The following is a 23,024-nucleotide window of genomic DNA, read 5'->3' on the forward strand; positions in this document are numbered from 1 at the left end:
TTTCTACAAAATCATAACATTCTGTTGTAATCCTTTTAAACCTCTTCTTTAATTGAAAGCCATTCCCTGATATCCCTTCCATAAAGTATGCACTAAAATAATTATGATATAACTTATTAATAAAGAGATACATTGAGCTATTTTCTCAGGTATACTACTTTAGCTATAATAATACTAATCTATCATTAATTAAATTGAACGATAACAACGGCACTTATTATTTAAAAAAATACAAATATCTAACTTTCTAGCTATAAAAATAAGAGCCTAATACAATATCAAAAGATTGATATGTTTCAGACTCTCATTTCACTAACTTATATAGCTGAATTATTTTGCAGCTTTAATTAATTTTTCTTTTAAATCTTTACGCATGAAATCTAATGTATAAGGATCGTTGTACCAGTATGTACCAGCATCAACTTTAACAATATGTCCTTCTTTAGTAGCTTTCAAATTCTTCCACATGTTTGTTGATTCGTATCCTGGTGTAGGTTTACCTTCACTTGTACTCACAATGTAATCACCAGCATATTTTTCAATTTCTTCTTGTTTCACTTCAGCCCAACCTGCTTTTGCAGTTAACTTTTGTTGTTCTGGTTGCATTTTCAAACCAAATGCTTGATATAATACTTCTCCACCACGACCCCAGTTATCGCCGTAAGTGTATAATTTTTTATCAAATTCATCAAACAATGACACTGTTGCATCTTGTCCAATTGCTTTTTTAATTTCTTTACCGTCTTTAGCAGTTGTTTCTTCCCAATCTTTCTTCCAAGCTTTTACTTTATCTTCTTTACCAACAATTTTCCCTAACATTTCTTGTTGTTCTAAATATTTATGCTTATTATAGTCAACAACTACTGTTGGTGCTACTTTTTGATATTTTTTAATATCTTTGTCAGTAGAGTATACAATAATTAAATCTGGCTTTTCTTTAGCAACTTTTTCTACATCGCCATCACCAATTTTTGTAACACCTTTAAATTTATCTTTTAATACTTTGCTTTGATCGACTTGTTGATTTACAGCTACAATGTTTGCACCTAATTTTTTAAGTCCACCAGCATATGTTGGCGCAACTACTGCAATGCGTTTAGGGTCTTTCGGAATATCTACCGTTTTGCCATCGTCCATTTTATAAGATTTAGTTTCAGCTTTGTTATTTTTTTCACCTTGGTTCCCACACGCAGCTAACACTAATAACATAATTATTAATGGTAATAATAGTTTTTTCATAATTTCCTCCTATTGAAAATGATTATCAATCATTCAAAAATTATACAAGATTGCATATACATTTACAATAGCTAGTGTTATTTATTTTTTATTTTCGCAAAAAATTTAACAAAATATCTTAACATCCCTATAAATCCCCACAAAAAAAGGGTAAATCCGAACGTCAAATTTCATCTCTTTATGCCAATCAACGATCGATTTACCTTTTAAAATTTAAAATGTATCTGTAATACTCTTAGCAATATTTGTATATGCTGCATCTTCCATAGGTGGATTGTGTAATCCTGCACGCATGTCACGATAGTAACGTTGTAATGGTCGATTCATTTCTAAGCTTTTAGCACCAACTATTCTCATCGCTAAATCAATCACTTCAAGCCCTTGATTCATTACCATCACTTTACTCGCACTTGTTGGATTTCTTATCTGACTGTCATCTTTATATTGTTGATACCCTTTTGCTGTACTCCATAAAAATTGTCTCGCACATAACAATAGCGTTTCCATTTTCCCTAAATTTTGTTGCACAGTTGGCAATGTTGCAATCGTTCCTTCAATACTATTAGGGCTATGTTGGATTGCAAAGTCTACAGCATAATTTCTAGCAGCTTGTGCTATACCTAAATAACAGCTTGGTATATGCAATATCCAACCATTTGGCGCTTTACTTTTCTCTGTTTCCACTAAATGTTTTAATGGTACTTTTACATCATTTAATATTAAATCATGACTTTCTGTCGCTCGCATACCTAATACGTCCCAATTATCGGCAATTTCAACACCAGGCAAATTCCTGTCTACTAAGAAAAAACCAACACTTTCTAATTCTTCTATATAAGCAGCAACAATAATATGTGTTAGTGCTTTACTCATTGATGTATATGTCTTCACACCATTTAAAATATACCCATCATCAGCTTTAACAGCATGTGTACTTGGTCTTCCCCCTCTTGTTGGACTACCCATTTCAGCTTCACTAACTGCTCTATTAACTAATGCACCATTATTAATTTCAACAGCAAATTGCTCCAACATATCTTGAGACCATAATTTCTGTTCATAAATTTGTCCTACGACACTCACATGCCAACCAATAGATAATGCTGTGGCACCATCAAGTTCGCCTAAAAATGATTGCAAAATAACCATGTCTTCTATGGTCGCACCTTCACCACCATATGCTTTTGGTAACGTTAATTTTCCATAACCTTCTTTAATTAACCATTCAATATTTTTATATGGAAATTGGCTATGTTGATCATTATATTCAGCTTTAGCCTTAAATGTATCTCTAATTACTTTGAATTTTTCAATCCATTTTCTTTGAATTTCCGTTGTTATTAAAAAGGAATTATCCATATCATTCATATTAGTCACCCCACACAACACACAATATAAATTATTTATTCCTAGTTTAACACTCGACTTTAAAAATAAAAAGGAACGTGCTGTGAACAATTAAAAGAAAACTGATAATTCGATTAAGTATGCACTTAATTTTATCCATAAAAATACACCTTAAACTATACAATTCGCTGTATAGTTTAAGGTGATATTCAAACAATATTAGGTTTGATTTAACTATCAAGCATCTACTTTGTCATGTTTAATACCAGCAAATAATAAAATCCATGTCACGATAATAAATGGCAATGTTAATGCAGGTAAGCCAAACGGTTCAAGCAATGTTGTTGTACCTAGTTGCACCACTACTGTTAATAACACACCTAAAAAAGTCGAAATATAAGGGTTAATCGCTGTTTTAAATGTATATCCTAGTGCGATTGCCATTAATACAAAGTTATAACCGAATAATCCCTGATTAATATCATCATAATTACCACCTAATAGAGCTACAATGATAAAGCTTAACAAACTAGCTATAACAGCTAAGAGTGTTGCTTTTCTTGATGCTATCAATATGCCGATTAAAATACATACGCCACCAATTACACTCGCTTCGATAAATACTTGACTGAATCCTTCAAATAATGACTGAATGAAATGTATTCTATCATTGTTGCTAAAATTAACCGTTTCAATGTTTTGAGGCATTAACTTTAACGATGTATCTACAAATTTAACCTGTCCTGAAAGTAAAATTGTAAACCAAGTCACAATGACAAAAGGCATCGTCAGCATCGGAACTTTATATGGTCTTAAAACTTCTCTCACTGCAGCAGCAACTGGTAACGTTAATAAAGTTGCTATCATTGTTATAACAATATCTAATCCTGACTTATCTAAAAAGATTGTTAACGCAATGGCAGTTAGCACTGGATTAAATCCAGCTAACCCATCATTAATCTCTGCCTCACTATAATTTATAAAACGCGCAAAAGTATAGGCGATGATGCTACCTACAATAGCCGCTAATCCAATTGTCCAATCGGCTACAAATAATCCTATTAAGATAAATAATCCTGTCCATTTATTACTAATTAACACAACCTGAGATATATTTTTCAAAAGCACATCTATTATCTTCAAATCTTTCACCTTTCCTTTGAATCATTACTCATTAATATACTACTATTCTATGAAAAGTTATATTAAAAACTATTTTGGTTTTTACATAAATATATTCCACTATTTGTTTTCGATTAGATTGTTTGCTTCAATATCGGATATGCTAAAAATATAATTTTCTAATTACACATTGAACTTTGTATATTACTTGTTTATCACAACAATTAGGATTAATATAAATTTTGTAAATTGTATCTAATATGAAATTGGGGGTTTTAATTTGCATTTTACACAACGAGAGCAAGACAAATTAATGATTGTAGTGGCGGCGGAAGTTGCACGTCGTCGTAAAGCACGTGGTTTGAAACTAAATCATCCTGAGGCATTAGCTTTAATCAGCGATGAATTATTAGAAGGTGCACGCGATGGTAAGACCGTTGCAGAGTTAATGAGTTATGGTAGACAAATTCTAAACAAAGAAGATGTCATGGATGGTGTCGAACACATGATTACAGATATCGAAATCGAGGCTACGTTCCCCGATGGTACTAAGTTAATCACAGTACATCACCCTATTGTTTAAAGGAGGCAGTCAAATGATACCAGGAGAAATTATTACAAAAAGTACAGAGGTTGAAATTAATAACCATCATCCTGAAACAGTTATCGAAGTTGAAAATACAGGAGATCGACCAATTCAAGTGGGCTCACATTTTCATTTTTATGAAGCAAATGCAGCATTAGATTTCGAACGTGAAATGGCATATGGAAAACATTTAGATATTCCAGCTGGAGCAGCTGTTCGATTTGAACCTGGGGATAAAAAAGAAGTTCAATTAGTTGAATATGCTGGCAAACGTAAAATTTTTGGTTTTCGTGGTATGGTCAATGGTCCTATCGATGAGTCACGTGTCTATCGCCCAACTGATGAAAATGATGAATATGCAGGTGTATTCGGAGATAACGGTGCTGAAAACGTGAATAAAAAAGGAGGAAAAAGATCATGAGCTTTAAAATGACGCAAAATCAATATACGAGCTTATACGGTCCAACTGTTGGAGATTCCATTCGTTTAGGTGATACGAATCTATTTGCTCAAATAGAAAAAGACTATGCGGTTTATGGTGAAGAAGCTACTTTTGGTGGTGGTAAATCTATTAGAGACGGTATGGCGCAAAATCCTCGTGTAACACGTGATGACGTGAACGTTGCAGACCTTGTCATTTCTAATGCCGTTATTATCGATTACGATAAAGTGGTTAAAGCTGATATAGGCATTAAAAATGGTTATATTTTCGCCATAGGTAATGCCGGCAACCCAGATATAATGGATAATGTCGACATTATTATAGGTTCAACAACAGATATCATTGCCGCTGAAGGTAAAATCGTCACTGCTGGTGGTATTGATACTCATGTTCATTTTATTAATCCTGAACAAGCAGAGGTCGCATTAGAAAGTGGTATTACGACTCATATTGGTGGTGGTACTGGTGCTTCAGAAGGTTCTAAAGCAACAACTGTAACTCCAGGTCCATGGCATATTCATAGAATGTTAGAAGCTGCCGAAGGTTTACCGATTAATGTCGGTTTTACAGGTAAAGGACAAGCAACAAATCCAACTGCACTCATTGAACAAATCAATGCCGGAGCAATTGGATTAAAAGTACATGAAGACTGGGGTGCAACACCATCTGCTTTGAGTCATGCATTAGATGTTGCTGATGAATTTGATGTTCAAATTGCATTACATGCAGATACTTTAAATGAAGCAGGATTTATGGAAGACACAATGGCTGCTGTTAAAGACCGTGTACTTCATATGTACCATACTGAAGGTGCTGGTGGCGGTCATGCGCCTGATTTAATTAAATCCGCTGCATTTTCAAATATTTTACCTTCATCTACAAATCCAACTTTGCCTTATACACATAATACTGTAGATGAACATTTAGATATGGTAATGATTACTCACCATTTAAATGCGGCTATTCCTGAAGATATCGCATTCGCAGATTCACGTATTCGTAAAGAAACGATTGCAGCAGAAGATGTTCTGCAAGATATGGGTGTATTCAGTATGATTAGTTCCGATTCACAAGCAATGGGCCGTGTAGGTGAAGTAATTACACGAACATGGCAAGTAGCACATCGCATGAAAGAACAACGTGGTCCTTTAGATGGTGATTTTGAACATAATGATAATAATCGCATCAAACGTTATATCGCTAAATATACAATTAACCCAGCAATTACACATGGTATTTCTGAATATGTAGGATCTATCGAGCCGGGCAAACTAGCTGACATTGTCTTATGGGACCCAATTTTCTTTGGGGTTAAACCTGAATTAGTTGTAAAGGGCGGATTAATTAACTCTGCCGTAAATGGCGATGCAAATGGTTCTATACCTACATCTGAACCGATGAAGTACCGTAAAATGTATGGTCAATACGGCGGAAACCTTACAAGTACGTCAATGACATTCGTGTCTAAAACTGCTTATGAAAATGGTATCAATCGTGCATTAAATTTAAAACGCATGGTGCGTCCAGTTAAAAATATTAGACAATTATCTAAAGCAGATATGAAAAATAACAGTGCAACACCTAAATTAGACGTTGATCCACAAACATATGAAGTATATGTAGATGGAGAAAAAATTACAAGTAATGCAGCAACTGAGTTACCATTAACTCAAAGATACTTCTTATTCTAGGAGGAACATAGAATGATTGTTGAAGAAATCCAAGGCAATATTGCCAATTTGTCAAATTCAGAAAAACAAAAGCACGTCGAAAAAGTATACCTTGAAAATTCAGATCTTGTTAAACGTATTCAAAGAGTCGTTACAGACCATGGCACTGAAATAGGCATTCGTTTAAAACAACCTATTGACTTACAATATGGAGATATTTTATACGCAGATGACCATAATATGATTATTGTGGATGTTAATTCAGAAGATCTTTTAGTGATTCAACCAAGAACATTGCAAGAAATGGGAGATATAGCCCATCAATTAGGAAATCGTCATTTGCCAGCACAATTTACAGAGACTGAAATGCTAGTACAATATGATTATTTAGTTGAAGATTTATTAAAAAGTTTAGGCATCCCATATGTTCGAGAAGACCGTAAAGTTAATAAGGCTTTCAGACATATAGGGCATTCTCATGATTGATCATACACACTTAAGATTATTTCAGTTCTGTGATTCACAGTTTCCAACAGGTGCTTTCAGTCATTCATTTGGTCTTGAAACATATATTCAACGAAATATAATTCATGACGATCATACTTTTATTGCTTGGTTAAAAATGTTTTTACAAGAGCAACTTACCTATTCTGATGGTTTAGCCATGCGTTTAGTTTATGATGCATTGGAAAATGATGATACACAAAAAGTATTACACATAGATAAACTGATGTTTGTTCAAAACTTACCTAAAGAAACACGTGTTGGTGCAAAACAAATGGGGACTCGCATGGTTAAATTGGCTTTAGAACTTTATAATAGCCCATGGATTGCTTGGTATCATCAACAAATGCAAGATAAGAAAGCAAAGTTAAATCCAGCTATTTGTTTTACTATGCTAGGCCATCATTTAGGTGTAGATATTGAAACGATTATTGATTACTATTTATATCAAAATGTTTCAAGTTTAACTCAAAATGCTGTTCGTGCTATTCCACTTGGACAAACTGCTGGTCAAAAGATAGTTACTCACATGATTCCTTATATAGAAGGAACAAGAAAGCAGATTTTCGAATTAAAAGAAGCAGATTTTGGCATGACAGCGCCTGGTTTAGAACTAAATCAAATGGCGCATGAGAACGTCAATGTTAGAATTTTCATATCATAGGAGGTTATAATTGTGGCAAATCCGATTAAAATTGGTATTGGTGGTCCTGTAGGTGCAGGTAAAACACAATTAATTGAAAAAGTTGTAAAACGTCTTTCAAAAGAAATGAGTATCGGCGTTATTACAAATGATATATATACAAAAGAAGACGAAAAGATATTAGTAAATTCAGGAGTTCTACCTGAAAGTCGTATCATTGGTGTTGAAACTGGTGGATGTCCTCATACTGCGATTCGTGAAGATGCATCTATGAACTTTGCAGCAATAGACGAATTATTAGAACGTCATGACGATATAGAACTAATTTTCATAGAATCTGGTGGCGATAACTTAGCAGCAACATTTAGTCCAGAACTTGTTGACTTTTCAATATATATTATCGATGTTGCTCAAGGTGAAAAGATTCCACGTAAAGGTGGTCAAGGTATGATTAAGTCAGATTTCTTTGTAATTAACAAAACTGATTTAGCTCCCTATGTAGGTGCATCATTAGAACAAATGGCTGAAGATACTAAAGTATTTCGTGGTAAACGTCCATTTACTTTTACTAACTTAAAAACCGACGAAGGTTTGGATGAAGTTATCGATTGGATTGAACGCGACACTTTACTCAAAGGATTATCATAATGGATGAACAACAATGGACTGGGCAACTTGATTTAACAGTGTTTTTCGATGGCAATCGATCAGTATCAAGAGATATTTTCTTTGAAAAAGCACTTAAAGTGATACGTCCAGTTTATCTAAATCAATCTACCATTCCTACATTTTATATAGTAAATGTAGGTGGTGGCTATTTAGATGGAGATCGTTACCGTATGAATGTGAATGTCGAAGATAACGCTAAAGTGACATTGACATCTCAAGGTGCAACAAAAATATACAAGACACCTTCCAATCATGTTGAGCAGTATCAAACTTTTAATTTGAAAGATAACGCATATTTAGAATATGTCGCTGATCCAATCATCGCATATGAAAATGCTAAATTTTATCAACACAATACGTTCAATCTCAATAATTCTAGTTCATTATTTTATACTGATATTTTAACTCCTGGTTATTCAAAAACTGGCGAAGCCTTCAAGTATCAATATATGCATTTAATAAATGAAATTTATATTGAAGATGAGTTAGTCACATATGATAATTTATTATTGAATCCTAATAAACAATCGATCAATGAAATAGGTTATATGGAACATTACTCTCATTATGGCTCTGCTTACTTCATACACGAAGATGTTAACCAAAAACTAATCGATTCAGTTTATGAAACCATTAGTTCTTATAGCAATACATTCGATTGTCGTGTTGCTATTTCTCAATTGCCTACACATGGTTTTGCAGTTAGAATTTTTGCTTATCGCACACAAATTATAGAGAAAATACTTGGAACCATCCAAAGCTATATCGCAGAAAATATTTATGATCGTAAACTTGATTTTCTAAGAAAATATTAAAATAAAAAGACTAGTGTACCTTGTTTCAAGCTTAATAAGCTGAAATAAGGTATGGCTAGTCTTTAACTTTAATTAAAGCATCTTCAATATTTAAATTTTAAGTTAATTTTATGTCCCAATGCTGAATAAATAACTTCGTTTTAATAAATTGTTATCGTTCAATGTTATTAAACGCAATTAACCTTGATTTAATTTTTAATGTATTCTTCTAATTCTGAAATCAGTTTTTGAATATTTGCTTTTTGTGTATCTGTAACATAAACAATAACTGTTCTTTCGTCTTGTAAACTTCTTTTCTTTGATAACAATTTTAAATCTTTTAGCTTTTGTAAAGCTTTAGTTAAATAGTAAGGTTTGAACTCTGAGCACTTAGCAATCTCTTTAGATGAGATTTCGTTAGACTCACTTCTTAAAATATGATTTAAAATATAAATTTCTTCATAGTTCAAATTGAACTTCTTTTTTGTATCTCTGAAAAACTTCTTAACTTGAAATGTTGCGTTGACTAAATCATTAATGTCATTAATTTTACTCATTATTAAACCACTCCTCTGATGCACATCTTGTTGTAGCAAGGTTCACATGTAATTTATTAAATCGAAACTCTATCCAACTATGTTATAAAGTTCATTCTAAACAAATAAGTATAAAAATTCAATATTTTTATTACTAGAATATGGTTAAATACATTTATTTCTTATAATAATTTGATGTTTAAGATATTTTGCCAAATTGAAAATTATTAGTCTGAATATTTTGTATCTTAACTGATATGTAAACTTTTAAAATTTTAATCTATATCAACGTGTTTGATTTGATATTTTTTATATTAATTGGATGGCTTGCTCACAAAATTTATAAAATATAAAAAAAGAAGAGCTTTAAATCATAACGCATGCCATTTATCTTTAAATGCAATGAGTTATCATTCAAACTCTTCTTATCAACCTACATACATTGACATTATACTATCATATGTTGTTTTACATATTCAACAAACATTTCAACGTTAGCACTTTTAATATCATGCATTGGGACATTACCAATATTAAATTTGAACATTATAGTTTGACCATCATAATCTATCTTCTCTATTTCATTATAACTAATACTTCTATAATAAAATTGGCCATTCATATCTACATTCATAATTAATCTTTCATTTGTTGCTATAAATGCCCCTTCAAATTCATTCTCACCTTGAACTTGATACTCAATTATTCCTAGCACTGACGGACCCTTTTTTTCAGTTGGAAATAAATCATTTGGATTCACATTATCTAAAATCATAATATCCCTCCCACTTAAAACTATAAACTATTCTTCATAGGTATATGAAATACAAGTGATTAACTATTTATTATTAAGCTTAACTTGTATTCCCTTTTCAAGATAATTATAACATGCTTGAATAAGCATAGTGACTTTAGAAAACTTTTCTCGCTTGATTGTTACAATAACACGCCTTTCATCTAATTCACATCTCTCTTTTTTAACTAATCCCTTCAAAATTAAACACTTTAAAATCGGGCTAACCGCAAATATCGGGTGATGGAATTCACCCTGTAATTCTTTAACCGTCAATTGACCTTTATGCAGATTTAATATTCCTAAAACGTATAACTCTTCTAATGATAATTGACACATATTTAAATAACACTTTAGATTCCGCAATAATTCTTGTGACGACAATAAATACGATACATAGTCACAACTAAAATCAAATGTATATTGACCAAAATAACGTTCAATATAGTCACTAAGCTCATTATTCATATATTCTATTTTATCTATATGCATTTTATTAATCGAAATAGTCAATTTACGTTGATCCCTTTGATCTCTTCCTTTCAATAGCCATTGATGATTGTTTAAATAACTTAACATTTGAAGAAGGGCCATCTTAGATTGGATTTCTTTCATTTTTAATAAACTATCTATTGAAGCGCTATTGGAATCAGAATTATCATATTTAACTAATAGATTTAATAGTTTCACTTGAGTCAAAGTGAGATGAAATGAATATTTCAACATATCATTAATGACTTTCAACATTAGTATGTGTGCAGTTAAACGCTTAACTTTAAATTTAGACATCTTTAAAACCTCTCTTAAACCATGCCTATATCTCAAGATGATATTTCAAATGAACAATACTATTGCTTGAGACCATTAATGAATGATCATAAATATTTCTTTCTATAAAATTAGCTTTCCAATAACTGTGTTGTTGCATAATATCATTCACAAGTACACCATTTTCGGAAGTATGATTATCTTTATCTATACTTAAAACAATTTGTTTAGTTTTAGCATGGCTAAATTGTTGAAGACCCTTACACGATAAACGTATAGCGTCTGAATTCTCATTTAACAATGCGGCTGGCAAACAAATGACACATTGTACTTCATGTTTGAACTTCGTTACAATCATCGTGTCATTTTGATAAATAACAATCCCTCGTAATTGATTAAGTATATTTATGATAAAAATGAATATTGATAATCTAGTTAAATTTATTTCTTTGCTCGATTCACTTATAATTGACATGTGCATAATAAGTCCTCGAAATTTTGTATAATTTGTCAAAAGTTCAGAAACCTTATTAATATCAGACATTGTGATTTTTTCTTTTAAGTCATTATTCTCATTAATCAAATCTACATCACATATAATTTTAGAACGTGCAATAGACACCTGTTCTATTTGTCTTAGCGGTAAGATAAAATAGTCTATTAGATGATCAATTTCTTTATCATAGCGCGTATTCAACTCTTTTGGTTCCAGATGATATATTAATTCAAATACTCCTATATAATTATCTATTAAACGTTTCAGTTTTTGAATTGCAGTAGTATTTAAGTCGTTAATTAAAAATGCAATCTTACATCTATTACTCTCAAAAGTCATATTAAAAATTGTAGCTACTAGCTTTTCTATCTTGCCTCTTTCAGCACTCGTTAACAATTCCTTATATTCATGTTTAATACGAAACACTACATTTACATTGTAATTCACTATCTTTTGAAGTAATAAAGTGATTTGTTCAATCGATAGCTCATTGCTTGTGTCGATTGTAACAATTATATGCAAGTTTTCAGGATTAACACCTAATCTTTGAATGATTTGTTTAATAGTATAATAATCCATCCAATAAAAATTACTTCCTTTAATATAAATGTTTTTAGGTTGATACATTTGACTCCTTTTTGTAGGCTCAAAAGGTATATCAATCTCGCGCATACTTGAAGAACTTTGATTAGTATCATCAAATAATTCAATTATATTTTTATCAATTTCAACTAATTGGGAATGGTTAATTGAATGAGATGTTGGACTATATCTTTTTCTAATTAATTTAGGAGTGTTACCATACGTTTCTTTAAAGAGGTGTATAAAACGAGAATAATGATTAAAACCATGACTACTTGCGATTTCTTCAATAGGCTTCTTAGAAGTTAAAATATCAATTAAGCAATGCTCCAGTCTAATATGATTTAAATATTGAATAAAATTACTATAAGGTGTCGCTTTAAACATGTCACTTAAAGCTTTGTTTGTAATACTAACTTGATTAATGACATCTTTCCTATTTATCTTTTTATGGTGGTTGTTTGTTAAATAATCGTGCACTTCTTCGGCTACTAAATGACGACTACCATCGTATGTATTTAATGACATTAATTCAACACACATGTAATTAATAATCTTATCATTAGCATTATAAGACTGTTGTTTAATTTTGCTGTAGATTAAATACTTAATCAAGATTCTAAAAGTGCTAGCAACCTCATTTGTTAATATCTTGCCACGCATCATATAGTTTGCATTCATAAACTTCAAAAATGTCTTTGCACTTACTTCAACAACACAACATACACTATCATCATTACCATCAATTTGATACAAATCATTCAACATAATAATGGTGACATCATTTCTTTTTACATCATATTGTTGTAGATTGATTGAAACTACACCTGTACCTTGTAGCCAATATATAATTTTTAAGTTCGCTTCCTTCACACTACTCATTTTCATACTTTTATAAATATGTAGTGAATAATTATCTGTCATCTTACATCCTCACATATACAAATATATTGATTTACTCCTGTTTGTCTTTCTCAAATCAATTGTCAACATCTAATATTCACTACCAATTATATCGCCACATGTTTTTTAGCAGTAACAAAACATAAATCGATTATATCAAATAATACTTTTATTAAAACATTTTTTTATGCTAAATTAGGATATTTTATCCATTAAATATACATTTTCATCCAAATACCAAAGCTTTCATAATCATAGAAACTTGATCGTTCGTGTCGAATTTTTATGCATTTTCTGATTAAAAGTCCTATATTATGCACAAAATATACATTTAGAATTTTCAGTAATATTACAAATTTGTAACAGACTTATTTTCGAAACATTCAGTTTTCACAAAGAATGCCGTAGTTATAAGTTTTGCAAAATGCAAATTTCTATACTTTTAAAATTCTATTGTGTCAAGATATTAGCAAAAAATTACAAAACGTTAACAAAGCACACAAGGACGCTAATTTCTGTTATAGTCTTTCTTGTCGTTTAATTACGAGAGATAACTTATAACATTAATTTTGTCACACGGACATTACGAAAATATTTTAGATTTAAAATTTTTAGGAGGATATTTTTAAAATGAAGAAAATCGCTACAGCTACTATCGCAACTGCAGGATTCGCTACAATCGCAATTGCATCAGGAAATCAAGCTCATGCTTCTGAGCAAGATAACTACGGTTATAATCCAAACGACCCAACATCATATAGCTATACTTACACTATTGATGCACAAGGTAACTACCATTACACATGGAAAGGTAACTGGCATCCAAGTCAATTAAACCAAGATAATGGCTACTACAGCTATTACTACTACAATGGTTACAATAACTATAACAATTACAACAACGGTTATAGCTACAATAACTACAGCCGTTACAACAACTACTCAAATAATAATCAATCATATAACTACAATAACTATAATAGTTACAACACAAACAGCTACCGTACTGGTGGTTTAGGTGCAAGCTACAGCACTTCAAGCAACAATGTTCAAGTAACTACAACTATGGCTCCATCATCAAATGGCCGTTCAATCTCAAGTGGTTATACTTCAGGACGTAACTTATACACTTCTGGTCAATGTACATACTACGTATTTGATCGTGTAGGTGGTAAAATCGGTTCAACTTGGGGCAATGCAAGTAACTGGGCTAACGCAGCTGCAAGAGCTGGTTACACAGTGAACAATACACCAAAAGCTGGTGCAATTATGCAAACAACTCAAGGTGCATACGGTCACGTTGCATACGTTGAAAGTGTTAACAGCAATGGTTCAGTAAGAGTTTCAGAAATGAACTATGGTTATGGCCCAGGTGTTGTAACTTCACGTACAATCTCAGCTAGCCAAGCTGCTGGTTATAACTTCATTCACTAATTAGTGATGGCTATGTTTACGCCAACAAGGTTTCAAGAGCCTTGTTGGCTTTTTTAATTTCTATGAAAAAAATCGAATTGGTAAAAATCTCAAAATTTCGATTTTCACCAATCCGATTCACTCTGTAATAAAGAATAAACAACATACAGCCATTGACACACCCAAATTTAGGCATGTCAAATCGGCTATACATTGATAAATTTTTAGTTAAAGTACTTACAAATATACTTGCCTTCAAATTCTCAATTAATTTAGTCATTACAAATCATGACATAAAACTTACATTACATATATCAACATGTTCCGCTACAAAACATATTCAGTATATGCATAGAGGATATTTATTCTAAGTTAAAACCTTTTCAAATTATAACCGCTACAATTATAAATGATTAAAGTGTTTCAACATATTATATATATTCCACGCTCACATTAAGTTAAACGTGAATTCGATGACTTTTTAATACCTATCCCTGTAAAACCATAGATAATTGCTATAATTGCGCATAAATAACATGGTACTGTCCATATGAAAAATTCTTCAACAGAGACATGAAGTTGATTCGTATAGTAAATACCTGATGTTCCCCATGGTATTAAAGGTAAGACCATCGTACTTGAGTCTTCAAGTGTTCTTGATAAAACGGAACGAGAGACTTGGTATTTTTCGAACAAATCTTTCATTAACACACCGACCATAATAATTACAATCGAAGCAACACCTGCAGCGAATACAAGCGCAATACAACAAATAACAGTAATACATATTAAACTTCCTACAGAATGGATGCCTTTAGAAATAGTAGTTAATAAGACTTCTAAACATCCTGCTTTTTCTACAATACCTGCAAATGCATATCCGCAAAATATCGTTACTAATATTTGGGTCATACTCATCATACCACCCTGTTCTAACAAGCTTTTCACACTGGATGAAATATGAGACTGATGTATCATTGATTCGTTAAAACCACTAAATGTTGCTTTGAAACCATCTGTCATTTTGAAATGATGATTAAAAGTCCCCACTATAATGGCAGAAAAGCTTGATATTAGCATAGCTGGCACTGTAGCCATTTTAAATAGCAAACAAACAATGATCACAATTAAGGGAACCCAGACCCATATGTTAATTTGATAAATCTGTGCAAGCTCTGATAACAAAGTTTGAATCTGTTTATCATTTGAATGCCCTTTAAATTGAAATCCAGCAATAAACCATACTAATAAACCTATGATTGATGCAGGTATCGTCGTCCACATCATCGAATGTATATGTTTAAATATATTAACTTTAGTAACAAGCGCCGCTAAATTAGTTGTATCTGATAATGGTGACATTTTATCGCCAAACACAGCCCCTGCTATAATAGCACCCGCTGCCATCCCTGGAGGAATCCCCAATTGATTACCAATAGAAATAAGTGCAATCCCTGCAGTTGATGCAGAGCCCCATGCTGTACCAGTTGCTACAGATGTAACAGCACTTATAAAAAAGGCTGATATTAAAAAATAGCTTGGATTCAATAAATCTAAGCCATAATAAATCAAGGCTGGCACTGTGCCAGAAAACATCCAACTGCCTACTATAATTCCTACCGCTAGTATAATTAAAATTGCAGGCATTGCAGTATTTAAACGTTCTGCAATGCCTTTTTCTAAATCTTGCCATGTTAAGCCTACACGTTTTGCAATCCATGTGGCATATGCTGAGGCAATAATTAATAATACTTGAATTGGAATATCAAAAAACACAAAGCCTGTTACAACAACAATAACCATTACAATCATTGTCGAAATTGATTCTAAAAAGGTGGGTTTTCTTTTCATCATCTATCGTCCCCTTCGCTTATTGATGAGAAACCTCTTTTCTTCAATTTATTGCTTTTGCATAATGCTATATCCTTTTCTATCTTCAAGCCATCATTTATTTTAAATATTTTTCTAAATCAAGCTTATCTAAACCAATTTCTTCAACTGTTAAGCCTTCCTCAAAGAAGTCTCTCTCTAAAATGGTTGATGCAATTACAATTACTGCATCTATATTTGGTGTCGGTACATCAATAACACGACCTAAGCTTGACCATAGTACTAAACCATATGCAATATCTTCAGTTAAATATCTGCTTTCTACATGATTTGGTCCTGGAATTTGTGAAAATACTGGGCTTGTATTAAACAAACGATTTAATGGTTCATCTTCTTTATCACGTTCTAAATAACCACGTTCAATACGTGATTCTTTAGCTGTTGATAATTCAAAACCTAATCTACGGCCTAAATTCAAACGTTCTAATTCGATTGCATGAAGTAATCTAACTGTATGTTTAGTAATTCCTTCTTTATATAAAGCGAACTCGCCAGCATAATCAATGCGACCGACATTCAATAATGTTGGTCCTGGATGCACTTCAGGATTACCATTTTCAAGATTTGTTTTAATTAAGCTTTCCTCTTTTACTAAATGATCATAAATACTTGAAACTTTGTCATAACAATCATTTAGACAGCTTCTATCATATGTTGAAAAGAAGATACGACGTACATTTAGAGATAAATCAACTGCTGCATTTTCAAAATCGACACGCGTACCATACGTCAACGTATTAGCTTCCGCTAGTTGTGGTTTTGTTTCAATATGTCTATCTTCTAAAACATTCATAAAACGAATTGACCCCATTGCTGCAGCCATGTTGAAGAATATCAACTGATTATCAGTTACATGCTCTGCCATTACATCAGCATAATACTCTATGTATGAAGATGGAATAATCACTTGAACAATTTCAGCATCTTTTAAAACATATTCCATATCATCACTAATATCAGTGAATTTTACGAAACGTTCATCACCTTCATTATTAAAATCAAATCCGCCCTTTTCGATTGCGTTTTGAAACTTACTTATAGATTGATTACGACAATATAATTTAACATCGTGGCCTTTGCTCACCATATCTACTGCTGCCGTAACTGCGCCATTTCCTGATCCTACAATTGCTATTTTCATAAACAACCCTCTTTCTATCTTTGGTTAAAATTAAAAACAAATTATACGTAAGACAATATAAAAATGATGCGAATTCATTACGCATCATTATAAATGTTAAGTATATATAACCTTAAATTAACCTATTTAAACGCCGACGTCCACCAATTATTTTTATTTTTAATAATTGTTTAATAAACATGTTTATTTTTGATTATATTTTGTTATAGTTAAAGATAATATTACAATTTTCAAAGGAGTGTCTAATATGACAACTGAAATGAACGACGTAACAAATCATCAACCGAATCGCAAATCCAATGATGAGAACATTATGGCGATGCTTATCTATTTATTAAGTTTATTCACATCTATTATTGGTCCACTGATAATATGGTTATTGAAAAAAGATGAATCGAAACTAGTTGATCGTGCTGGAAAAAATTATCTTAACTATACGATTTCTTATATTATTTGGTCTATCGTTTTAGTCGTTATCACTTTAATAGGCGTTTTCCTAATTGCTACAGATATTGATTTCATTATTATTATAGGTTTCATCATTACGTTTATCGGTATTTTATCCATATTCGCTTTCTCAATATTATCTTTTGTATTCACAATTATTGCGTGTGTCAAATATTATAATGGCCAAGAATATATAATACCTTTAACAATTCGATTTATTTAAACATATTACAAATAAATATTTCCTATTAATTATCTGTTAATCTCATTGTAACTTTGACTAATTTTTATTACAAAATTAGTCAAAGTTTTTTTATTCTTTTACAAATCAATAACATTCCCCACAAGAAGCATTAATTTTGTTAAAGTAACTATTGTCATCAATTCGAGATGTGAGAATAAAACAGTCGCTACGTTTTATTTATAAAAAAAGATATAGAACTTTGGAGGACTTTATTCATGAAAAAATTAGTAACAGCAACTACGTTAACAGCAGGAATCGGCACAGCATTAGTAGGTCAAGCACATCATGCAGATGCTGCTGAAAATTATACAAATTACAACAACTATAACTACAACACGACTCAAACTACAACGACTACGACAACTACGACAACTACATCATCAATTTCACATTCTGGTAACTTATACACTGCAGGACAATGTACTTGGTATGTATATGATAAAGTTGGCGGAGAAATCGGTTCTACTTGGGGAAATGCTAATAATTGGGCTGCTGCTGCACAAGGTGCTGGATTCACAGTAAATCATACACCTTCTAAAGGCGCTATCCTACAATCTTCTGAAGGACCATTTGGTCACGTTGCATATGTAGAAAGTGTAAACAGTGATGGTTCAGTTACAATTTCAGAAATGAATTATAGTGGCGGACCTTTCTCAGTAAGTTCTAGAACTATTTCTGCAAGTGAAGCAGGTAACTACAACTACATCCATATTTAATATAAACACGATGATACATATTGTCTTGAAACTTAATTCTAGTACATATGTCATCAAAAAACTTTGAGCTTTCCTTTATAGGAGAAGCTCTTTTTTTGCTATTTTTCGTTGCCACCTACTTATTTATATTTCCTCCCATATTCAAAATATTAATTTTTTCTAATACTATTAACTTTAAAACTACGTTATCTAATTTAATTGATCCAGTTTTTCCACATTACAATATTCATAGTTCTACAGTGCCTAAGTTATATCGCCTCCATCAAAAGTACGCGCTTACATCATTGATACACAAGACATCATGACATAGTTGTATACTGTCTAATCTTCTACTATACTAAGATAAAAGGAGTGATCTTTTATGGAAAAAGTTTATGTTGCTGGTGCAATACCAGAAGTAGGTTTAAAACTTTTACAAGAACATTTTGAAGTTGAAATGTATGAAGGTAAAGGATTAGTCGATAAAGACACTTTAATTAAAGGTGTTAAAAACGCGACTGCCTTAATTAGTTTATTATCTACAAACGTTGATAAAGATGTTATCGATGCTGGTAAAGACTTAAAAATCATTGCCAACTATGGCGCTGGTTTTAATAATATTGATATCGAGTATGCCCGAGAAAAAAGTATAGATGTTACAAACACACCTAAAGCATCAACAAACGCGACTGCTGATTTAACAATTGGATTAGTACTTGCAGTAGCGCGTCGTATTGTTGAAGGGGACCAATTATCACGTACAACTGGATTTGATGGATGGGCACCTTTATTTTTCAGAGGTAGAGAAGTATCTGGGAAAACAATCGGCATTATCGGTTTAGGTGAAATTGGTAGTGCAGTAGCTCGTCGTGCAAGAGCATTTGACATGGATGTGCTATACACTGGACCTAATCGCAAAGAAGAAAAAGAACGAGAAATCGGTGCAAAATATGTAGATTTAGATACACTATTAAAGAATGCAGATTTTATCACTATCAACGCTGCTTATAATCCTAAAATGCATCATTTAATTGATACAGAACAATTTAAAATGATGAAATCTACGGCGTATTTAATCAATGCCTCTCGTGGTCCAATCGTGCACGAACAAGCACTAGTGCAAGCATTGAAAGATAATGAAATTGAAGGTGCTGCACTTGATGTATATGAATTTGAACCAGATATTACCGATGACTTAAAATCACTTAATAATGTAGTATTAACACCGCATATTGGTAATGCTACATTTGAAGCACGTGACATGATGTCTAAAATTGTTGCTAATGCTGCAATTAGTGCCGTTCAAGGTGAGAAACCACAATTTGTCGTTAACTAATAATTGAATTTATTATAATAACATTATAAAAACAAGAACCCCCATATGTTGAGCTCTCGTTTCAACATACGGGGGTTTTCATATTGTTGTATTATTTTTCTTTCGATTTATATAAGAATTTAGTTTGTCCAGCTGCTAATGCATTTGGCATCATTTTCATAATACGATTTCTAACTGCAACAAATAAACGACTACGATATTGGGCAATTTTACCGATTTTTCTAGAACGCTTAATTACTTTTGCAGTATGTTTGACACGTATTTTATCATAACGCTGTAATGCTTTTTCAAAGTCGTATGCGTTAAAACAATTTACTAATACGATAGCATCTTCCATTGCTTGTCCAGCACCTTGCCCCATATTAGGCGTTGTCGCATGTGCTGCATCTCCTAGTAAAATAGTACGACCATAAACAAAAGATTTGAGTGGTTTCAAATCATAAATATTATGCAATAAGATACCTGTTTCACTTTGTTTGTCTAAGATCTCTCTAACTTCATTTGGATAGTGATTAAAGTATGCTTGCAAATGAGGTTTACCAAACGAACTATATTTATGATTGTTTTCCTTCGAGTTAATTGTAATGAACCAATATGCTTGATTATTTAATAACGGAACAATACCTACTCTTCCTTTTCTTCCCCAGTATTCTTTTGCACAATCCGGATGCTTTAAATCAATATCATCAATTAAACCTCTAAAGCATGTATACCCTTGATATAATACTTTACTGTCAGCATTTACAGATTGTCTCACTTTAGAATGAATTCCATCAGCACCAATACATAAATCAAATGCTTCACTTTCTTGTTCCGCGAAATGTATGGTAACTTTATCTGTCTCATTATCTATATGCGTGACTTCATGATTTGTAAATATTGCGTCATCTTTTACATAAGATTTAATAATGTCAATTAATGTTTGGCGTGGTAACGTCACATTCAATGTATTACTTTTTAATTTAACAGTAGTTAACAGGCGATCTTTGTCATCTAACACTGTCATTGTAGATAAGATTTGCCCAGCATTTTTAATACCTTTAGCTAAGTCATGATTACCTAGTTTTTTAAGCACATTATCTCCGATACCAATCCCAGCGCCAATTTCTTTAACTGACTCATTTTTTTCAAAGACTTTAATAGTATGACCTTGTTCTTGTAATAATGCAGCAGCTGTTAATCCACCGATGCCTGCACCTATAATTGCTATCTTCATATTGTCACCTCTATATTTTTCATTCTTTTCTATTTTATCACATGCACTATTGTTTAAAAATGACTCTTGGAACTAACGTTTCATTTTTAAGGACTTAAGTGTATTATCTGCACCATTGTATATTACATGCACATTTAGACAGCAATATTCATTTACATCATGTACATTTGTAACAATGATGTGGGATATAGCATATTTGATGCTATATAGCGTTTTTTGTTAGGTTAAAATCCATTTAACTAACACACTCAGAATGCGCTAAAGGAGCTCGAAACAATAAATTGTTCCAGCTCCTTTAAGCACCGATGTCTTATTTATAATATGTTTGTCTAATATCATCTTTCTTTATACCAAACTGCTTATAGGATTTATCCATTAATTTGGCAATTTTATCTGCCCAGCGAATGTCACTCGCATATTGATGTTGCGCAGGATTTTCTGGATTCCATCGCATTTGATATAAATTCAGTTGATTGTTTTCAAAATATTCATTACGAATGAACTTTGCACCACCAATAATCGCCTTATCTGGTGATGTCCATTGTTCCTTTTCAGCATAACTTTTCCCACTACGAACAGCACTACTATCGAATGCTCCTATACCAAAAAAGTTGTAATAGCGTTTTTTCCCATCTTTAATGCCTTTTGCTAATTCTGATTTGCCGTTACCTGTTTCTACTAATGCATGGCTAACAAGATAAATGACATTAACCTCATATTTTTCTTGAGCTTCTAGAAAAACTTTCCCTCGATTTTCTAAAATCCCCTTACCTTTTAGCAATTGGTTAACTTCAGATTCCGACATTGGCACTTTTTCTGTGATATCCATATACTTCATATCATTGTCTTTATGTGAAATAGTCATTGCTTTAGCAATTTCATTATTATTTGCTTCAACAAATTTACCATCCTCTTCTTTTGTCTGTACAATACCTTTCCCTTGTTGCATTGAAACAGCCTCATCAAAAGAGTAATTCACATCATTTTTAAACAATTTAGTTTCATTCACGATGAGTAATACAGCAAAAACAACTAAAATAACTATCAATAGTAGCGTTGAAATGCGTAACTTGAAATTCTTCTTCATATAGACAAAACCTCATTTTTCTTACTTAGACAATAAAAAATATGCCACTACAATCGCTAATATTACGATTAAAAAAGAAGCGTTAACGATTACTTTCATCGTTGTTCTATCTCTGAACATCATATTAAAGACAACTAGACTAATTGATAATGAAACAGCAAAAAAAGTAATAGCTAACACTAATTTCATCATAAATAGACAGACTAAACCTATGACTAATAATGTATTAGAAATTACAGCTGACGTTTTTAACATTCTCGAATTAATATGCACTCACCCTTTTTATTTAAATAACTTACATAATCATAATAATACATGATGTTTCATAGGCCTGTCGATGATTGATTCACAATAGCACGTGATTTTTTTGTTTTTCAATATTATTCATTTATTCCATCAAAAACACCCTTTTTAATTTTTACAAAAATTAAAAAAAGTGCTCCTACACTGCTTGCATGTAG

General features: G+C 32.0%; 24 protein-coding genes. 11 read left to right on the plus strand and 13 right to left on the minus strand.

Annotation, left to right across the window (positions count from 1 at the left end):
• Positions 1–330 precede the first annotated feature (330 nt).
• From JG553_RS08605 to yut, 3 genes are all read right to left on the minus strand, one after another.
• A complete protein-coding gene (locus tag JG553_RS08605) occupies positions 331–1,239 on the minus strand; it encodes an ABC transporter substrate-binding protein (RefSeq protein ID WP_000735038.1) in 909 nt (302 codons plus the stop codon).
• Positions 1,240–1,452: 213 nt separating this feature from the next.
• The gene (locus JG553_RS08610) at positions 1,453–2,607 is read right to left on the minus strand and encodes an acyl-CoA dehydrogenase family protein (RefSeq protein ID WP_000999205.1); all 1,155 of its coding nucleotides are present in this window, start codon (positions 2,605–2,607) and stop codon (positions 1,453–1,455) included.
• A gap of 216 nt (positions 2,608–2,823) precedes the next feature.
• The gene (gene yut / locus JG553_RS08615) at positions 2,824–3,729 is read right to left on the minus strand and encodes an urea transporter (protein ID WP_000691095.1); all 906 of its coding nucleotides are present in this window, start codon (positions 3,727–3,729) and stop codon (positions 2,824–2,826) included.
• A 259-nt stretch (positions 3,730–3,988) separates the two neighbouring features.
• Between yut and JG553_RS08620 the strand changes: the two genes are divergently transcribed.
• From JG553_RS08620 to JG553_RS08650, 7 genes are read left to right on the plus strand one after another with little or no spacing between them, the layout of a single operon-like run.
• On the plus strand, positions 3,989–4,291 hold the full coding sequence (locus JG553_RS08620) for an urease subunit gamma (RefSeq protein WP_000545928.1): 303 nt from the start codon (positions 3,989–3,991) through the stop codon (positions 4,289–4,291).
• 13 nt (positions 4,292–4,304) lie between these two features.
• Positions 4,305–4,715: an urease subunit beta gene (locus JG553_RS08625; protein ID WP_000612128.1), complete on the plus strand. Its 411-nt coding sequence runs from the start codon at positions 4,305–4,307 to the stop codon at positions 4,713–4,715.
• Positions 4,712–6,427 (plus strand): urease subunit alpha, encoded by a 1,716-nt coding sequence (gene ureC / locus JG553_RS08630; protein WP_000008673.1) that lies wholly within the window; start codon positions 4,712–4,714, stop codon positions 6,425–6,427. Before JG553_RS08625 ends, ureC begins: the two co-directional genes overlap by 4 nt.
• A 12-nt stretch (positions 6,428–6,439) precedes the next feature.
• Positions 6,440–6,892, plus strand: coding sequence for an urease accessory protein UreE (ureE, locus tag JG553_RS08635; protein WP_000634589.1), 453 nt, complete (start codon positions 6,440–6,442; stop codon positions 6,890–6,892).
• A complete protein-coding gene (locus tag JG553_RS08640; RefSeq protein WP_000565255.1) occupies positions 6,885–7,574 on the plus strand; it encodes an urease accessory protein UreF in 690 nt (229 codons plus the stop codon). The genes ureE and JG553_RS08640 overlap by 8 nt, the downstream gene beginning before the upstream one ends.
• 12 nt (positions 7,575–7,586) lie before the next feature.
• Entirely contained in the window at positions 7,587–8,201 is a 615-nt protein-coding gene (gene ureG, locus JG553_RS08645; RefSeq protein WP_000002973.1) for an urease accessory protein UreG, read from the plus strand.
• The gene (locus tag JG553_RS08650) at positions 8,201–9,037 is read left to right on the plus strand and encodes an urease accessory protein UreD (RefSeq protein ID WP_000344352.1); all 837 of its coding nucleotides are present in this window, start codon (positions 8,201–8,203) and stop codon (positions 9,035–9,037) included. The genes ureG and JG553_RS08650 overlap by 1 nt, the downstream gene beginning before the upstream one ends.
• A gap of 188 nt (positions 9,038–9,225) precedes the next feature.
• Here the strand turns inward: JG553_RS08650 and sarR are convergent, their stop codons facing one another.
• The 4 genes from sarR to JG553_RS08670 all read right to left on the minus strand — a co-directional run bounded on the left by sarR (position 9,226) and on the right by JG553_RS08670 (position 13,115).
• Complete coding sequence (gene sarR, locus JG553_RS08655; RefSeq protein ID WP_000036076.1) at positions 9,226–9,573, minus strand: HTH-type transcriptional regulator SarR; 348 nt, start codon at positions 9,571–9,573, stop codon at positions 9,226–9,228.
• Positions 9,574–10,000: 427 nt separating this feature from the next.
• On the minus strand, positions 10,001–10,327 hold the full coding sequence (locus JG553_RS08660) for a PH domain-containing protein (protein WP_000599587.1): 327 nt from the start codon (positions 10,325–10,327) through the stop codon (positions 10,001–10,003).
• 63 nt (positions 10,328–10,390) lie between these two features.
• Positions 10,391–11,134, minus strand: a complete 744-nt coding sequence (locus tag JG553_RS08665) for a SarA family transcriptional regulator (protein WP_000032854.1) — start codon at positions 11,132–11,134, stop codon at positions 10,391–10,393.
• 25 nt (positions 11,135–11,159) lie between these two features.
• Complete coding sequence (locus JG553_RS08670; RefSeq protein WP_000131832.1) at positions 11,160–13,115, minus strand: helix-turn-helix transcriptional regulator; 1,956 nt, start codon at positions 13,113–13,115, stop codon at positions 11,160–11,162.
• 609 nt (positions 13,116–13,724) lie between these two features.
• Between JG553_RS08670 and JG553_RS08675 the strand changes: the two genes are divergently transcribed.
• The gene (locus tag JG553_RS08675; RefSeq protein WP_000717381.1) at positions 13,725–14,528 is read left to right on the plus strand and encodes a CHAP domain-containing protein; all 804 of its coding nucleotides are present in this window, start codon (positions 13,725–13,727) and stop codon (positions 14,526–14,528) included.
• 16 nt (positions 14,529–14,544) lie between these two features.
• On the opposite strand, the gene JG553_RS08680 is transcribed toward JG553_RS08675, so the two are convergent.
• The 3 genes from JG553_RS08680 to JG553_RS08690 form a co-directional block, all read right to left on the minus strand.
• Positions 14,545–14,787, minus strand: coding sequence for a hypothetical protein (locus tag JG553_RS08680; protein ID WP_001789136.1), 243 nt, complete (start codon positions 14,785–14,787; stop codon positions 14,545–14,547).
• A 173-nt stretch (positions 14,788–14,960) separates the two neighbouring features.
• Complete coding sequence (nhaC, locus tag JG553_RS08685) at positions 14,961–16,361, minus strand: Na+/H+ antiporter NhaC (protein WP_000977737.1); 1,401 nt, start codon at positions 16,359–16,361, stop codon at positions 14,961–14,963.
• 94 nt (positions 16,362–16,455) lie between these two features.
• Positions 16,456–17,538, minus strand: coding sequence for an NAD/NADP-dependent octopine/nopaline dehydrogenase family protein (locus JG553_RS08690; RefSeq protein WP_000684567.1), 1,083 nt, complete (start codon positions 17,536–17,538; stop codon positions 16,456–16,458).
• A 247-nt stretch (positions 17,539–17,785) separates the two neighbouring features.
• Here JG553_RS08690 and JG553_RS08695 point away from each other — a divergent pair, with 247 nt between their 5' ends.
• From JG553_RS08695 to JG553_RS08705, 3 genes are all read left to right on the plus strand, one after another.
• Positions 17,786–18,208 carry a DUF4870 domain-containing protein gene (locus tag JG553_RS08695; protein ID WP_000206108.1) on the plus strand — a complete coding sequence of 141 codons (423 nt, stop codon included), beginning with the start codon at positions 17,786–17,788 and terminating at the stop codon, positions 18,206–18,208.
• Between the two features lie 236 nt (positions 18,209–18,444).
• The gene (locus JG553_RS08700) at positions 18,445–18,945 is read left to right on the plus strand and encodes a CHAP domain-containing protein (RefSeq protein WP_000737705.1); all 501 of its coding nucleotides are present in this window, start codon (positions 18,445–18,447) and stop codon (positions 18,943–18,945) included.
• 361 nt (positions 18,946–19,306) lie between these two features.
• Positions 19,307–20,260 (plus strand): 2-hydroxyacid dehydrogenase family protein, encoded by a 954-nt coding sequence (locus JG553_RS08705; RefSeq protein WP_000417016.1) that lies wholly within the window; start codon positions 19,307–19,309, stop codon positions 20,258–20,260.
• Positions 20,261–20,351: 91 nt separating this feature from the next.
• Here JG553_RS08705 and JG553_RS08710 read toward each other — a convergent pair whose 3' ends face one another.
• From JG553_RS08710 to JG553_RS08720, 3 genes are all read right to left on the minus strand, one after another.
• Positions 20,352–21,476 carry an FAD-dependent monooxygenase gene (locus JG553_RS08710; RefSeq protein WP_000684141.1) on the minus strand — a complete coding sequence of 375 codons (1,125 nt, stop codon included), beginning with the start codon at positions 21,474–21,476 and terminating at the stop codon, positions 20,352–20,354.
• Between the two features lie 310 nt (positions 21,477–21,786).
• Positions 21,787–22,563 (minus strand): N-acetylglucosaminidase, encoded by a 777-nt coding sequence (locus JG553_RS08715; protein ID WP_000739224.1) that lies wholly within the window; start codon positions 22,561–22,563, stop codon positions 21,787–21,789.
• 21 nt (positions 22,564–22,584) lie between these two features.
• Positions 22,585–22,818 carry a hypothetical protein gene (locus JG553_RS08720; RefSeq protein WP_000921246.1) on the minus strand — a complete coding sequence of 78 codons (234 nt, stop codon included), beginning with the start codon at positions 22,816–22,818 and terminating at the stop codon, positions 22,585–22,587.
• Between the last annotated feature and the right edge of the window lie 206 nt (positions 22,819–23,024).

It is taken from the genome of Staphylococcus sp. T93, assembly GCF_016743875.1.
Lineage (GTDB): Bacteria > Bacillota > Bacilli > Staphylococcales > Staphylococcaceae > Staphylococcus > Staphylococcus aureus.